The following is a 15,113-nucleotide window of genomic DNA, read 5'->3' as shown; positions in this document are numbered from 1 at the left end:
ATCCGTGATCCGCCCGCGCTCTCCAGGGGAGGTATCAGCCAGAAAGTGCGGGCGCTTTTCCGGGGTCTTCTGGTAGAATGATGGCGTGGAAAACGAGTGCCTGACCGTCGTCGTCGAACGCATCACATATACGAACCCGCAGAACGGCTACTCCGTGCTCAGGACGAGCGTCAAGGGCCGGGCTGACGGCGTCACCGTCGTCGGCAGTTTTTCGGCGATCCATCCGGGCGAGGAGCTGCGCGTCTACGGCACCTGGACCTGCCATCCCCAGTTCGGGCCGCAGTTTCACGCGTTCAAATACACGACGATGAAACCGGCGACGGTGCGGGGCATCGAGAAATATCTCGGCTCGGGCCTGATCAAGGGGGTCGGCCCGGTGACGGCGAAGCGCCTCGTGGCCGCGTTCGGAACCGAGACGCTCGATGTGATCGAAAGCCGGCCCGACCGGCTCGCCGACTGCGACGGCATCGGTCCCGTGCGCAGCGCGCGCATCATCGAGGGGTGGAAGCAGCAGAAGGCGATCCAGGACGTGATGATCTTCCTGCAGGGACACGGCATCTCGACGGCCTACGCTGTGCGCATCTTCAAAAATCTCGGCCAGGACGCCATCGCGAAGGTGGCGGCCAACCCCTACATGCTTGCCTACGAGATCCGGGGCATCGGGTTCAAGACGGCCGACAAGATCGCCGCTGAGTTCAACATCACCGGTGCCGACCCGCGCCGACTCGAGGCCGGCCTGCTGTTCGTCCTGAACGCCGCTCTCGACGAAGGCCACATGTTCCTGCCGCGCCCCGAGCTGGTGAAGCGAAGCGTCGAGATCCTCCAGGTCGAGGATGTGGCGGCCGTCGAAGGAGCGATCGACGCCCAGACGAAAGACCGGCGCATCGTCATTCGCGACCACGGCGACATCGCCTGCGTGTATCTCTCGTTCGCCTGGCGTGACGAGATCGGCGTCGTTGAGCGCCTCGCCCCCTTGTTGCAGGACGCGCCTGACCACGCCTCCCACGACAGGGGAAGTGGGCCGCCGGCGCCAGGATGGCGCGGTCCAGGCGGCCCCGACCGGGGGAAGCTGCTTGCAGCGCTCGAGGGGGCGACCTCGAAGGCGGGTATCACGCTCACCGAGATCCAGGCCGTCGCCGTCGAAAAGTCGCTGCGCGAGCGATTTCTTGTCATCACCGGCGGTCCGGGCACCGGCAAGACGACGACCCTGAAAACGCTCGTCGAGGCGCATACGCTGATGGGCCGCCGGGTCCTGCTCGCGAGCCCGACCGGCCGGGCCGCGAAACGCCTCGCCGAAGTGAGCGGTCGGGAGGCGAAAACGATCCACCGCCTGCTCGAATACTCGCCCCAGGAGGGCGGCTTCCGCTACAACCAGTCGAAGCCGCTCGCCTGCGACACCCTCGTCGTCGACGAGGCCTCGATGATCGACATGAACCTGTTTCACGCGCTGATCAAGGCTGTCCCGCCGGGCGCCACCTGCGTGCTCGTCGGCGACGCCGACCAGTTGCCGTCCGTCGGCCCAGGCCTGCTGCTGCGCCAGTTGATCGAATCCGGCGTCGCGCCCGTCGTGAGGCTGAACATCGTTTTCCGGCAGGCGGAGGAGTCGCTGATCATCCGCAATGCCTATCGCGTCCACGGCGGCGCGATGCCGATCCTCGTTTCCCCCGACGGGAAAACGCGCACCGACTGCTACTTCCTCGACGCGGGCGAGCCCGACAAGGCGCTTCCCCTGCTCCGGAACGTGGTGTCGCTGAGTCTGACGAAACGGTTCGGATACCATCCGATCGAGGACATCCAAGTGCTCACCCCAATGAACCGCGGCACGCTCGGCGCCGCGAACCTCAACAGGGAACTGCAGGAGGCGCTGAATCCCGCTTCCCCCGAAAAACCCGAGCTGACGCACATGCACCGGGTCTTTCGCGTCGGCGACAAGGTGATCCAGCTCAAAAACAATTACGACCTCGACGTGTTCAACGGCGACATCGGCATTGTCCGAAATGTCGAGACCGAAGATCAGGAGATCGTCGTCGAGTTCCCTCAGGGGGAACGGGTATACCAGGCCGCCGATCTGCTCGACCTCTCCCACGCGTTCGCGATCACCGTTCACAAGTCCCAGGGAAGCGAATACCCGGCCGTGGTGCTCGTCGCGACGACCCAGCACTACGTGATGCTCCAACGGAACCTGCTCTATACTGGCATGACGCGGGCTCGCAGAACCCTCGTGCTGATGGGAAGTAAACGCGCCGTCTGGATCGCCGTGAAAAACGACAGGGTCCAGGCGCGCTGGACCCTGCTTGCCGACCTGCTCAGGGAAACCTATCCGGAACGGGCGAAAGTCGCGGTATCAAATGAACGGAATGAACAGAATGGTCACGATCCAGAGCAGGGATGAGATCAATGTCATCGTCTGCCCGTGGTTGTAGATCGAGAACTTTGCGCCCGCGATCTTCGAGACGGTATATATATTTGTAAGAATTGATTCATTGAACTTCTTCGCCTCGCACGACGAAACCTCGTGAATGTACCCCTCGGCCGAATTGTTTTCGATGATGTGGCCGTAGAATGCGAGAGTCTTCGTGCGGTTCTCGACGATGCCGGCGCTGCGGGTCATGATGACCCCGAGGGACATCAGGATCGAGATGATGCTGAAGATGAAAAATCCCACGGCGATCGCCGAGGCGAACGAATTGTGGCTCAGCCTCTCGATGAACGGCGTCAGGGCGGCAATGAAAATCGAGTTGATCAGGAGAAGGGCGTTCGCCTTGCTGTCTGCGAACTGCACGAGGCTTTGATTATAGTTGAGAATATGAAACGAGATCTCGATCTGATCGGCGATGCCGACTTCGACCTGGTTCCGCTTGTCAAGATACATGATTGCCTCCGGTCATGAAGGTAAGGTAACACCTCGAATCTGTGTACATCATACGACAGGGGTAACCCCGGGACAAGAGAGACCGTATCTCCGGGCGAGCACATCATTCCACTCGTTCCACTCGTTTTTCGTGACCTCCAGAATGATTGTCTTCCGTTCGCCCTGAGCCTCTCGAAGGGCGAGAGCCTCTCGAGCTTCGGCAGGCTGGAATGCGAACGTGGCTTCGAGATTGCCGGTCGTCCGGTTCAAGGGAGGATCGTGATCCGCCCGCATTCTCTTTTTGAATGAAAATTTTCAAATTTGGGGCAGACACCTTGACGCCCCCCCGTTGCATCATTACACTTGAATTATCTAATCGGTGTACCGTTCGTAACGCGATTATCAGGGGGTTACGTATGAGAAAGAGTAAATCGTTCAGTTCGGTGATCTGCATCGTCCTGTCTCTGCTTATGGTCGTCGACTTCACCGTCTTCCAGCCCGCGCCCGCCCATGCGCTCGACAAGAAGAGCGTCGTTGTCGGTGCCGCGGCCGGTGCGGTCGTCGGAGCCGGCGTCGTTCTCGCCGCCCCCGCCGTTGCCGGTGCGGTCGGCGCAGCCGGCGGCATCGCCGGAATCGGAACCGCGGTCGTCGGCGGTGTCGCGGCCGTTGGTGGTGGTCTCCTCGGCGCTCTTGGCGCGATCGGCGGGGCCATTGCGGCCGGCGTCGGTGCCGTGGCTGGTTGGGTCGCCGGCATCATCGCGAGCCCTCTGTTCATTCCGGCGCTGATCATCATCGCCGCCGTCGCGGTCGGCATCTATCTGTATCGCCGCCACAAGAAGAAGACCAGCAGCCAGGAAGTCCTCGCTGGCAGCGATGAAATCATGGTCACTCCGTCCGACTACGACATGAGCACGGTCATCCCGTCCATGAACCAGACCGGCCCGGTCACCATCGGCGACCAGGATGCCGTCGTGATCTCCGGCTCGGACGCCCACGTGTCCGATACGGCCCCCGTCACCGACGTGACCGTCGCCGCCCCCGCTGTCGACTCGACTGCGGCCGCTCCGACCACGACGACTACCACGACGCCCACGAGCACGTCCGTGTCGAACACTTCTGTGACCGATGCCCACGCCCGCTATATCGCGGCGTATAACAAATACACGCAGCTGGTCACCACCGCCGGCGGCTCCGCGGCCGAAGTGAAGGCGGCACTCGCCGAGTATCGCGCGGCCTACCAGGAATACATCCAGCTCAAGCAGACCCAGAATCTCAAGTAATCCCCCTCCCGAATACAACAAGCCGGCGCCCCGGATTTCCGGGGCGCCGGTCTCTTTTTGCTTTCTCGAGAACCAATCCGCAGATGACGCTGATGATTCGGTTGCGTCTTGGAACACCGAGCATGTTGTACCGGCGTATCTCTGAGAGCCATGTCCGTTCTTGTACGCACGACCAGAAAATCACTGTTCGGGCGGGGGAGGGGCGGCAGCCTCAAGATGCGGTCTTCTTCAGCCGGAAGAACGTCAGAACGGTGTCGCCGAACAGGCGCTCGTCGGTCTGTTCGAGGGCCGGCTTCTTGTCGAGGCCCAGGTCGTCTTTCTTTTGTCGCTCGATGATGAAGATCGTGCGTTCGTTGAAGAGAGGGCAGACCGGAAGCTCGTTCAGGATCGGCTCGAGCAGGCCCTTCAGGTAGGGCGGGTCGATGCAGACGATATCGAAAGGTTCGAGCGGCCGGCCGCGCAGGAACGAGAGGCAGTCCATCCGGAAGGGTTTTCCCCGGTCGGCGAGCCTGGTCATCTCGAGATTCTCGCGAATTGCCGTGATGCAGTCGTTCGACATGTCGACGAACGCGGCGAACGCCGCGCCGCGCGAAAGCGCCTCGATGCCGAGACTTCCCGAACCTGCGAACAGGTCGAGAAACCGGCAGTCGGGAATGCGGGCGGCAAGAATCGAGAACAGCGAGCTCTTCACGCGGTCCATCGCCGGGCGGGTTTTTCCCCCCTTGGGCATCTTGAGTTGACGGCCTTTGGCCGATCCTGAAATGACGCGCATCTGCGGTCAGCCCCCTTCCATGAATGTTTCGAGCCGGTCGCCGAAACTCTCGCGCATGCGGGCGGCAAACCAGGCGCGCGTCTCGTCGGGCTCGACGGTGAGCAGCTCGAGGGCGCGGTTTCGCGCCTTCTCGATCAGCTCCGGGGTCATGCGGTGCGAAAAAGCGGGGTGGGCGATGCCGCTCTGACGCGTTCCGGCCAGATCGCCCGGGCCTCGCAGACGCAAATCCTCGGCGGCGAGTTCGAAACCGTCGGTCGTGCCTGCAACCAGCCGGAGCCGCTCGTTCGCCTCGCCGTCGGCGCTTATCAGCAGACAGCTCGACGAGCGGTCGCCCCGGCCGACCCGGCCTCGAAGCTGGTGCAGCTGCGAAAGCCCGAACCGCTCGGCGTTCTCGACCACCATCAGCGTCGCCGCCGGCGCGTCCACCCCGACCTCGATGACCGTCGTGGCAACAAGAACGTCGATGTTTCCGGCATGAAACGCCTCCATTGCGGCCTGGCGGCGGTCCGAAGCCAGGTCGCCGGTTACCGCGGCGACGGTGGCGTTGGGAAACGCGGAGCGAAGCCGCTCGACGGCTTCGCGAACCGATGTTGCGGCAAGCTTCTTCGATGTCTCGATGAGCGGGCAGACGTAATACACCTGCTCCCGGCGCGACACCGCTTCCCGGATGTACGGGAAGGCGTCCTCCGGCGAGCTGAGCAGGGTGGTTGTGACCGGTTTTCTGCCCGGCGGCATCTCACGGATGATGCCGACATCGAGATCGCCGTAGATCGTCAGCGAGAGGGTGCGGGGAATTGGCGTCGCCGACATGAGCAGCAGGTGCGGCGTCCGCGAGCCCGCCTTGGCCGTGAGCGCGCGACGGTGATCGACCCCGAACCGCTGCTGCTCGTCGATGACGCAGAAGGCGAGATTCGGGACGATGACGGCGTCCTGGAACAGCGCATGGGTGCCGAACAGGTAGCGGAGTTTCCCATTTGAGAGCTTTGAGAGCAGGTTCCGCCGGTCCTGCGGCCGGAGGGCGCCGATGAGAAGATCGGAGCCGGCCGCGGCGTCGGGAAAGAACGATTGGAACCGCTCCAGGTGCTGTCTCGCCAGGATTTCGGTCGGGGCCATGAACACGCAGGTGGCGCCGGGTTCGTGGCGCTCGGCGTGATGCCGCATGGCGAGAAAGGCCACCAGCGTCTTTCCCGAGCCGACGTCACCCTGGAGGAGCAGATTGAGAGGAGGGCCGTCGGCCCCCCGTCGAAGTCCGGCGAGCATCTTTCCGAGAACCAGGCTTTGGTCCCGCGTCAGCCGGAACGGGATGGGATACCCGGGTTCGGCGGCCGGCGGTGCGACGGCAGAGGCCGGATCAGGGCCGAGGATGCCGGTGATGCGTTTGCGCCTCTGCCAGACAGCCATCTGGAACAGGACCTGGTCGAAGAAGGCCGCCGTGTGGCGAGCGTGATCGGCGGCCTCCTGCGTGCGGGGCCAGTGAAAATCGAAAAAGGCGCGCCGGAGCCGCGGGAAGGGACCGGACTCGAGCAGGTTCGGGAAACTCGCGGCCCAGTCGATCGTTGTGAGGGTGCGCGCGATCAGCTGGCGGATCTGCCTTCCCGACAGCTTCGCCTCGGCAAACGCTTTTCCGGCGGAATAGACGGGAGTGAGGGCGCCGGGAACGGGCGCGGTTTCCGCGGGGTCCTCGAGCTCGAGCTCGGGATTGTCGAGGATCGGGACGCCCTTCATCTCGACGGCGGTGCCGTACAGAAAGTAGGCTTTGCCGACGACGAGCGTCTTGACGAGATACGGGCGGTTGAACCACCGGGCCCGCACGACGGCCGTTCCGTCGTCGAACTCGGCCCACACGATCGAGAGGCCCGCGCGCGGCCTGCTTCCGCGGAAGGATTTCACCTCGGCCCTGAACGGGCCCTGCAGGAGACGTTCCACGCGAAGTTCACGGAGCGGGCGGATGCGGGTGCGGTCCTCGTAACGGCGCGGCTGGAGGCGAAGAAGGTCGGCGACGGTGCGAATGCCGGCGGCGCGCAGGGTTTCCCCGCGTTTGGGCCCGATCCCGCGCAGGAGACTGATGTCCGTATCGAGGGTGATTGTATCCTGTATACGATTCTTCGAAGGCATCTGCCTGCGGCCGGCCCCGCCGAATTATTTCTGTTCGAATAACTGTTTGAGAATCATATAATTCTCGCACATATAGGCGAGTTCCCAACCGTTGCGGCCGGCGTCGTCGAGAAGTTCGCCGAGTTTGTCGAGGAAATCGTCTCCTCTCATTTTGGTCAGGTCGTAGGTTTTGTAGTTCCAGAACCGGTTTGCTTTGACGAGTTGCATGGGATCTCTCCTTGAGGATGGTCAGGACTCTTTGAGCGTTGATTTCACGAACAGGTAACTCTGCATGAGAGCCTTGAGCGATTCGTCCTGGTTCGGCGACTGGGCGCAGGCTTTGAGCGTCGCGTCGAAGGCCTTGAACGCCTCGGCCGACCGTGACGTCGCCTGCAGACAGTAGGCGAGAAGCAGGTTCGACTCGATGTCGAGCGGGGAAAGCGAGATCGCGCGGGTGAGGACTTCCGTGGCCTGGTCGAAGTTGCGCGCGTGAAGGTGGAGCATCGCGAGCTTCTGGAACAGCACGGGGTTGCGGGGCGAGAGTTCGACGGCCTTGGTCAGGAGCTTGATGCTCTCTTCGGTGCGGCCGCCGAACTGGAAGATCTGGGCGAGGATCAGATAGGCGCCGAGGAGTTTCGGATACAGGGTCAGGGCCTTGACGAGATGATCGCGGGCCTTCTGGAAGTCCTTCTGGAAGTAGGCGATCGTTCCGAGGTTGTAATGCGCCTTGACCAGGTTGGGCTGCTGGGCCAGCGCTTTTTCATACAGGGGCGCGGCGTCGGCAAAGTTTTTCCGGATGTACTGCAGGTTCGCCAGGCCGAGAATCGCCTTGAAGTTGTCGGGCTGGGCCTCGATGATCGAAGTGTAAATTGCCAGCGCCTGTTCGAATTCGCGGGCATTGACGGCGTTCGCAGCCTGCTCCAGCTCCTGGTCGAAGGTTTCGGCGGGCGGTTCGGAAACCGGAGTCTCCGTCTGGGGTGGGGCAGGGGCCGGCTCCGCTGCCGGCGCCGGTTTTGCCTGCGGCTGAACGGTCGGCGGGGCTTCCGGCGCGGGGGGGTCGGCGAGCTGGGCCGGAACGGCGGCGGCCGATTCCGCGGCCCCCGGCTCCAGAAGCTCCGCGATGAGCGTGTTCGCCGATGTGGTGACGGACGGGTCGTTGCTGAGGGCCGTTCCGATTTCGCCGAGGACATACATGGCCGACTGGCGGTGCCGGAGTTCCGAGTGGTTCAGAAGCTGGTGCAGGTTGTCGAGGACGCTGTACTCGTTCCAGCTCCAGAGGGCGCGGATGGCGTTCGTCTTGATGCGGTTGTCCTCGTGAGACAGCAGGCGCTTGAGAAGGGTGGTGAGCTTCTGGGGCGGGGCCGATTTATTGAGTTTCTGAAGGGCCTCGATCGTGTTGGAGACGACGCGGCTGTCGGGGTCTTCGAGAAACTTGAACAGCAGTTCGGTATACTGCTGATCGGAGGTTTCCGCGATACAGCTGATGAGAGTCGCCTTGACGATCGGGTTCTCTTCGCTCTCGAGGCGCGGGACGAGCAGTTCGGGAATCGACGACGGGGAGCAGCGGACGATCGCCTGGACGACCTGTACGCGCACGTCGTAGTTGGGGTCGTCCAGGAGCGGCGTGAGCAACTTGACGGCGTCGGGAGACTGGAGTTTCTTGAGGGCGTTCGCCGCGTTCCGCCGGACGTCGGCGTCGTCGTCGCGAAGCGCCATGGCCAGTTTCGGGATGAAGCGGACGTCGCGGATCTCGCCGAGCGCATACGCGGCCGAGGCGCGATACAGCTTGTCGGCGTGCGTCAGCATCTGGATGAGGGTGTCGGAAACGTCGAAGTCGCCGAACTTCCAGATGGCCTTCGCCACGTTCGCCCGCACGCGGTTGTTCGGGTCGTCGAGGTATGGTTGTATAATTCCAACAATAGAACTCGATTTGAGACCTTCGATTGCTTCGATCGCATTCGCCCGCACCCGCGAATCCTCGTCGCGGAGGGCCGCCTGAAAGATCGGGAGCATGCGTTCGTTCGACATCATGCCGAGGGCCATGATGATCGAGGCGCGAATGCGGGGGCTCTTGTCCTGGGCGAGAATGCGTTTCAGGAGCGGTGTCGATAGATTGTTCTTGATCTTGCCCAAAGCGTTGATGGCTGAGATGATGGCTTCCTCTTCGAAGAAAATCTTCCCGCCGCCGCTCGTGGCCGCGCCGCCGGAGATATTGGTGTCGGCGTACTCGTTCAGGGACTCCATCAGCACGTTGAAGGCTTCCGGGCTCTTGATCATGCCGAGCGCCTGGGCGGCGTTGAAACGGACTTCCTGCTGTGAGTCGTTGAGCGCCTGCATCAGCAGGGAGATGGCCCGGGAGCTTTCGATGTTTCCGAGAGCGAGCGCCATGAAGTCCTGGATGTTGTCGCTCTCGAAATTCTCGAGCAGAAAGTTCGTCGCGCGCTCGCACTTGAACTTGGAAAGCGCGATCGCCGCTTCCCTGCGAAGCCGGTATTCGCCGGTTTTGAAGCCGGTGATCAGAGTGGCGAGAAGGGGACGGAGCCTGGTGAGCAGTTGTTCGAGCTGGATCTTCGCCATCGGATTTGTCCTGGTATGAATGGTTTGGGATCGACCGGAGCAAAGTTTATCATGGCGGTCGTTTCCTGCATAGTCGCGGAGATACTCGTGCTATACTTCGGATATGAGTGCCGGAACAAGTCTGTATGAACTGTTGAAACTGACGTTCGAGCGCCGGGGTTCGGATCTGCACCTGAAGGTCGGTCAGGCGCCCGCCATCCGCGTCGACGGGGTCATCGAGCATCTCGCCGCTGCGAGGTTTACCAAGAACGAGTTCGCCCGGGTTCTTGAGGCGATCCTGACGGAAGCGCAGGCGAAGCAGTTCGCCGAAACGAACGAACTGGATTTCGCCTACTCCCTCGAAGGCGTCTGCCGGTTCCGGGTGAATCTCTATCGCGACATCAACGGCGTCGGCGCCGTGTTTCGCGTGATTCCCTTCAAGGTGATGAGCTTCGACGAGATCGGCCTGCCGCTGGCGGCACAGAAGCTCATCGAACAGCCCAACGGCCTGATTCTCATCACCGGCCCGACCGGTGCCGGCAAGACCTCCACCCTGGCCAGCTACCTCAGCTACGTGAACGCCCAGGCGCGCCGGCACATCGTCACCATAGAGGATCCGATCGAATACCAGTTCGAAGACGGCCTCTCGATCTTCAACCAGCGCCAGGTCGGAAGCGACTGCCTGGGCTTTTACGAGGGCCTGCTGACCGTCCTCCGCCAGGATCCCGACATCGTTGTCGTCGGCGAGATGCGCGAACCGAAAACCATCGCGCTGACCCTGAACGCGGCCGAAACCGGCAAACTCGTGCTGGCCACGCTTCACACCACGTCGGCGGTGCTGACGGCCGAGCGCATCGTCAACGTGTTCCCCGAGAACCAGCAACGGCAGATCCTGCACCAGCTCGCGACGGTCCTGCGCGGCGTCGTCTCCCAAACGCTGCTGCCGAAGATCGACGGCGGGCGGGTCGCCGCGTTCGAGGTGCTGATCAACACCTCGGCGATCCGGTCGCTGATCGGCGAGGGCAAGATCCACCTGATCCCGTCGTTCCTCGAAACCGGTTCGGAGTTCGGCATGACGACGCTGGAAATGTCGCTCGCCTCGCTCGTCAGGCAAAACAAGGTCCGTGCCGAGGACGCGCTGGCCGCGGCGCCCAACCCCGCCGCCCTGCGCAAACTGCTTGGCGGAAAGGAGTAGAGCCGGATGTTGCGTATTCACCGATATTTCGACACGGCTCTCGCGCGCAAGGCCTCCGACCTGCACCTCAAGGCCGGCAGCCCCCCCGTGCTGCGCATCGGCGGCCGGCTCGTGCCGCTCTCGGAGGAACCCCTCGCGCACCAGGAAATGCCGAACCTCGTTCTCCCGTTGATGGATACGCGCCAACAGGAGTTTCTGCGCGAGACGATGGAAGCCAACTTCATGATCGCGTACCGCGACCGCGTCAGAGTGCGCGTCTGCGTCTTCCGGCAACGCGGCTGTCTCTCGGCGGCGTTCCGGTTCATTCCGACCCGCGTTCCGAGCATCGACGGACTCAAACTGCCGGTGCGGCTCAAGGAAATCGCCCAGCGGCCCCGCGGCCTGTTCATCGTCACCGGCCCGGCCAACTCGGGAAAGACCCACACCCTCGCCGCGATCGTGCATGAGATCAACAAGGCCAGCTCGCGGCACATCATCACGATCGAGGACCCGATCGAGTTCATCCATGCGCCGAAGCGCTCGATCTTCACCCAGCGCGAAATCGGCTCGATGACGTCAGGATACCAGGTCGCCCTGATGCATGCGCTCCGCGAGGATCCCGACGTCATTCTCGTCGGCGAGATGCGCGACATCGACACGATCGAGATGGTGCTGACCGCCGCAGAAACCGGCCACCTCGTTCTCGCGACCCTGCACACCGTCGGCGCCGTCCAGACGGTCGACCGCATCATCAACGTCTTCCCGGGCCACCGGCACGAGGAAATCAGGACCCAGCTCTCGATGTCCCTGCTCGGCACGATCTCCCAGATCCTGATCCCGGGCCGGTCGAAGAACGAGCGCATTATGGCCTACGAACTGATGATCCTCAACTCGGCGATGCGCAACCTGATCCGCGAAAAAAAGACGAATCAGCTCCGTTCGGCCCTGATGCTTGCCCGCAAGGAGGGCTGCGTCACCCTTCGCGACAACCTGGCCGAGTTGATGCGCGACGAACGGGTCGATGGGAAAATCATCAACACCATTCTCAAGGAGATCGTGGAATGACCGGGGCCGACCTTCACGAGATCGAACCCTTCCGCTTCATCAAGGCCGCCCGACGACTGTTTCGCCCCGTGACCGAGCGGCTCTCGGCGACCGTACTGAGTCCCGGCGCCGCCGAAGAGCTGAAGACCGAGGCGCTTCTTGCGCTCGGCAAGATCGGCGACCCGGCCGTTCTCGACGTCATGTGCAACGCCCTCGACGGCTGGCCCGAACGGATCGAGCCGATCACGGCCCTCGGCCACCTGCGCGACAGCACGCCGGTTCAGCGCCTCCTCGAACTTCTCGACGATCCCGAACACCCCTTCAAAGAGGAGATCGTCCGCGTGCTCGGCGTGATCGGCGATCCCATGGCCGGCAAGAAGCTCATGGAACTTCTCCGCGACGAGGACCGCATGGTTCGCTACGAGGCCGCCTGGGCGCTCTACCGCATCGGCGGCCGAGACGTGGCGCAGAGCCTCTGCAGGCTTCTTTCCGACCCCGACGAATGGATCGTCATCAACGTCCTCGAGATCCTGTCGCGACTCAAGGAAGCCGAAGCGATCCCGGCCCTGGTCGGCCAGTTCGAGATCGCCCGAGATCCGCGGCTGAAAGCCATCATGATCTCCTCCCTCGCCACGTTCGCGGAGCCGCAACTGCTCCACATCTTCGAGAAGGGCCTCGAGTCGTTCGATCCGCGCATCCAGGCGAATGCGGTTGAGGCCATCGCGATGCTGAAGATTCCCGCGCTCGAAATGCGTCGCAAGCTGAAAAAGTTCTTTTCCCATCCGAACAACCGCGTCCGCGCCAACGTCTGCATCGCGCTCGCAAAGGCCGACGAGACGAAAGTGATCGAGGAAGTGGATGCGATGCTCGCGAGCACCGACATCCCGACCAGGCGTTCGGCGGCTTACGTGCTGTCACGGGTCCACATCAAGGGCCGCGACGCTCTCATCGACCGCCTGCTTGCCGACGAAGCCTACGTCGTTCGCAAGATGGCCCTGAAGGCGGTACTCGCGCTTGAGACCGAAGTCGGCCAGAGCCGCATCGTTCCTCTGCTTCGCGATCCGAACCAGTGGGTGCGGCGCGAGGCCGTCGACTGTGCCCGCAAGGTGCCCGGCTTTCCCGTTCAGCAGGTGCTCGATGCGTTCAAGGACGAATCCGCCCCCCCGGTCTGGGAAAGCATGCTCGCCTTCTTCGTCGAGCGTCATGCGAACGCGTGCGTCCCGCTGATCTTGCAGAAGATCAAATCCGAGCCGGAGGAAGGCCTGCCGCGCCTGATCTCCGCCCTCGGCCACCTCGACGCCCGCGAGGCCATCGCCGAAGCCAAGCGGTTCGTCGGCGCCGCGAGCGAAGAAAACATGCGCGAATTCTACATCGCCCTGCTGCTCCATGGCGACCTGTCCGTCTTCGCCGAGCTGGCGTCCCTTCTTGGCGAGAAGACGAGAGATGACGAGCTCCTTCCCCTCATCCGCGTCTCGGGAGACATCGGAGCGTTCATCAAGAACGTCGACGAATACTCGACGCGCCTGCGCGAGTCGCTCGCCGTCGAAGTCGCGAAAGATATGGAAGGCGTCGCCGGCCTCGGCATGCCCCCCGGCGCGCCTCAGAATATATCGATAAGTTTAGATTCTCTTTCCCAGGGCGTTGCCCTCATGGAAAGCGGCCGGCTTGGCGATGCGCTGGCGTTCTTCGAGCGGTTCGCCGCCGCCTTCCCTCAGCATCCTGAAGCCCTCTACAACCTGGCGCAGGTGCATTTCAAGCGGAACGAGCCCGACAAGGCGTTGCCCTGCCTGACGACGCTCATGGAGAAAACGCCGTCCCATGTCGCCGGGGCCCTGATGCTCGGACAGATTTATTTCCGGAAGAAGCAGTGGACGCCCCTGCTCGAACTCTACGAGCGCATCCGCAAGCACATCCCCGCCGAGGACCGGAAAACCCTTGGCCAGGTTCACGGCGCGCTGGGCCTTGCCTACTTCCACCTCAAGAAATACCAGAAGGCGATCGAGTCGCTGAACCTGGCGATCCGCGAGAACGCCCGCGACCTGTCGTCCTGCTACCACCTTGCCCTCTCGTATTACGCGGTCAGGGAGCACGCCTCTGCGCTCAGGCTCCTCAAGGAGCTGAAGAAAAGCCTTCCCCCCGACAGCCGCGTATTCCGCAACGTCGAAGAGCTTCTGCAGAAACTCGAAGATTGACCGGAAGGACCGTGTACGTTTCGTCGCTTCCTGCCGATAGGGGAGAACGACTGATCCGACATTCGACCGAGAGAGGTCTCTGGAATGGAAACGTTATACAGGATCCTGAACGAGATCGCCGCGAGCAAGGCGTCCGATCTCCACATCTACCCCGGTGAAAATCCCTTTATCCGGGTGAACGGCGTTCTGCAGAAGATGGTCGGCACGGAATTTTCCGAAGACGACGTGAAGAAGATCATCCTCGCCACCAGTTCTCCGCGCGCCCGGGAGATCCTCGGGAAGCATCGTCAGGTGAACTACGCATGGGAGCGCGGCACCGAAGGCAGATACCGTTTTTCCGTCTTTTTCGACCGCGGCAAGTTCGCCCTCTCCATTCGCGTCATCCCCATGACGCCGCCGAAATTCGCCGAACTCGGACTGCCGGATCCGATCAAGAAATCGCTGGCAAAGACGTCCGGTCTCGTCATCGTCGGAAGTCCGTCGGGGCACGGAAAGACGACGACGATCGCCTCGCTTCTCGATTTCATCAACACGCACTTCGAAAAGAACATCATCACCGTCGAGAACCCGGTCGAGATCAAGTTCAAGGATGACCGGTCCACCTTCATTCAGCGCGCGATCCCGCTCGACGTGCCGAACTTTTACAGCGGGCTGTCCGCCGCATACCGGCTCGATCCCGACGTGGTGGTCACCGATTCGCTCAACTACAGCGACGCGCTCGACGAGGCCCTGTTCCTGTGCGAGTCGGGCTGCATGGTCATCGGTGCGACCGACGGCGGGAGCTGTTCGCAGATTCTCGAGCGGATCATCTATTCGCGGCAGGCGGCCGAGCGGGATGGTCTCAAGGGAAAGCTGGCGACGCACGTTTCCATGGTCATCGGCCAAAAGCTGGTGCCGAAGTTCGATAACCACGGACGAACCGCCGCCTTCGACATTCTCGTGAACACTCCCCAGGTCAAGACCCTGATCAGAAACGAAAATCTCGTCATGCTCCGGACGATCCAGGAACAGGACAACGCTTCCGGCATGCAGACCTTCGACCGCCACCTGGCCTCGATGGTCCAGAAAAACCTGATAACGCCCCAGACGGCGATCGCCTACGCAGACGATCCGCACGAGATGACGGGCCGGTTCACGCGGAAGTGAGGGT

At 62.5% G+C, this 15,113-nt stretch carries 11 protein-coding genes; 6 read left to right on the top strand and 5 right to left on the bottom strand.

What is annotated here, in order from left to right; translation table 11 throughout:
- The first annotated feature begins 85 nt into the window (after positions 1–85).
- Positions 86–2,392 (top strand): ATP-dependent RecD-like DNA helicase, encoded by a 2,307-nt coding sequence (locus PLU72_06310; protein HOT27782.1) that lies wholly within the window; start codon positions 86–88, stop codon positions 2,390–2,392.
- Here the strand turns inward: PLU72_06310 and PLU72_06305 are convergent.
- Positions 2,345–2,872 carry a hypothetical protein gene (locus PLU72_06305; protein ID HOT27781.1) on the bottom strand — a complete coding sequence of 176 codons (528 nt, stop codon included), beginning with the start codon at positions 2,870–2,872 and terminating at the stop codon, positions 2,345–2,347. The two genes, PLU72_06310 and PLU72_06305, sit on opposite strands and share 48 nt — an antisense overlap.
- Positions 2,873–3,267: 395 nt before the next feature.
- Between PLU72_06305 and PLU72_06300 the strand changes: the two genes are divergently transcribed.
- Positions 3,268–4,131, top strand: coding sequence for a hypothetical protein (locus tag PLU72_06300; protein ID HOT27780.1), 864 nt, complete (start codon positions 3,268–3,270; stop codon positions 4,129–4,131).
- A gap of 211 nt (positions 4,132–4,342) precedes the next feature.
- Here the strand turns inward: PLU72_06300 and rsmD are convergent, their stop codons facing one another.
- From rsmD to PLU72_06280, 4 genes are read right to left on the bottom strand one after another with little or no spacing between them, the layout of a single operon-like run.
- The gene (gene rsmD, locus PLU72_06295; protein ID HOT27779.1) at positions 4,343–4,903 is read right to left on the bottom strand and encodes a 16S rRNA (guanine(966)-N(2))-methyltransferase RsmD; all 561 of its coding nucleotides are present in this window, start codon (positions 4,901–4,903) and stop codon (positions 4,343–4,345) included.
- Positions 4,904–4,909: 6 nt separating this feature from the next.
- Positions 4,910–7,018 carry an ATP-dependent DNA helicase RecG gene (locus PLU72_06290; protein HOT27778.1) on the bottom strand — a complete coding sequence of 703 codons (2,109 nt, stop codon included), beginning with the start codon at positions 7,016–7,018 and terminating at the stop codon, positions 4,910–4,912.
- A gap of 24 nt (positions 7,019–7,042) precedes the next feature.
- Positions 7,043–7,225, bottom strand: coding sequence for a hypothetical protein (locus PLU72_06285; protein ID HOT27777.1), 183 nt, complete (start codon positions 7,223–7,225; stop codon positions 7,043–7,045).
- A gap of 21 nt (positions 7,226–7,246) precedes the next feature.
- Positions 7,247–9,574, bottom strand: a complete 2,328-nt coding sequence (locus PLU72_06280; protein HOT27776.1) for a HEAT repeat domain-containing protein — start codon at positions 9,572–9,574, stop codon at positions 7,247–7,249.
- 103 nt (positions 9,575–9,677) lie between these two features.
- Here PLU72_06280 and PLU72_06275 point away from each other — a divergent pair, with 103 nt between their 5' ends.
- The 4 genes from PLU72_06275 to PLU72_06260 all read left to right on the top strand — a co-directional run bounded on the left by PLU72_06275 (position 9,678) and on the right by PLU72_06260 (position 15,109).
- Complete coding sequence (locus tag PLU72_06275) at positions 9,678–10,748, top strand: PilT/PilU family type 4a pilus ATPase (protein ID HOT27775.1); 1,071 nt, start codon at positions 9,678–9,680, stop codon at positions 10,746–10,748.
- Positions 10,749–10,754: 6 nt separating this feature from the next.
- Complete coding sequence (locus PLU72_06270) at positions 10,755–11,792, top strand: PilT/PilU family type 4a pilus ATPase (GenBank protein HOT27774.1); 1,038 nt, start codon at positions 10,755–10,757, stop codon at positions 11,790–11,792.
- Positions 11,789–13,963 carry a HEAT repeat domain-containing protein gene (locus tag PLU72_06265; protein ID HOT27773.1) on the top strand — a complete coding sequence of 725 codons (2,175 nt, stop codon included), beginning with the start codon at positions 11,789–11,791 and terminating at the stop codon, positions 13,961–13,963. The genes PLU72_06270 and PLU72_06265 overlap by 4 nt, the downstream gene beginning before the upstream one ends.
- Positions 13,964–14,047: 84 nt before the next feature.
- Complete coding sequence (locus PLU72_06260; protein HOT27772.1) at positions 14,048–15,109, top strand: ATPase, T2SS/T4P/T4SS family; 1,062 nt, start codon at positions 14,048–14,050, stop codon at positions 15,107–15,109.
- Positions 15,110–15,113 lie beyond the last annotated feature (4 nt).

This window comes from Candidatus Ozemobacteraceae bacterium, from assembly GCA_035373905.1.
In the GTDB taxonomy this organism is placed as follows: domain Bacteria; phylum Muiribacteriota; class Ozemobacteria; order Ozemobacterales; family Ozemobacteraceae; genus MWAR01.
The sequence above is the reverse complement of the archived record's forward strand: the minus strand, read 5'-3'. Positions and strand labels throughout refer to the sequence as shown.

Coding starts and splice junctions, on each gene's coding strand:
- PLU72_06305 (HOT27781.1), bottom strand. CDS start 2,872: ATGTATCTTGACAAGCGGAACCAGGTCGAAGTCGGCATCGCCGATCAG.
- PLU72_06300 (HOT27780.1), top strand. CDS start 3,268: ATGAGAAAGAGTAAATCGTTCAGTTCGGTGATCTGCATCGTCCTGTCT.
- rsmD (HOT27779.1), bottom strand. CDS start 4,903: ATGCGCGTCATTTCAGGATCGGCCAAAGGCCGTCAACTCAAGATGCCC.
- PLU72_06290 (HOT27778.1), bottom strand. CDS start 7,018: ATGCCTTCGAAGAATCGTATACAGGATACAATCACCCTCGATACGGAC.
- PLU72_06285 (HOT27777.1), bottom strand. CDS start 7,225: ATGCAACTCGTCAAAGCAAACCGGTTCTGGAACTACAAAACCTACGAC.
- PLU72_06280 (HOT27776.1), bottom strand. CDS start 9,574: ATGGCGAAGATCCAGCTCGAACAACTGCTCACCAGGCTCCGTCCCCTT.
- PLU72_06275 (HOT27775.1), top strand. CDS start 9,678: ATGAGTGCCGGAACAAGTCTGTATGAACTGTTGAAACTGACGTTCGAG.
- PLU72_06270 (HOT27774.1), top strand. CDS start 10,755: ATGTTGCGTATTCACCGATATTTCGACACGGCTCTCGCGCGCAAGGCC.
- PLU72_06265 (HOT27773.1), top strand. CDS start 11,789: ATGACCGGGGCCGACCTTCACGAGATCGAACCCTTCCGCTTCATCAAG.
- PLU72_06260 (HOT27772.1), top strand. CDS start 14,048: ATGGAAACGTTATACAGGATCCTGAACGAGATCGCCGCGAGCAAGGCG.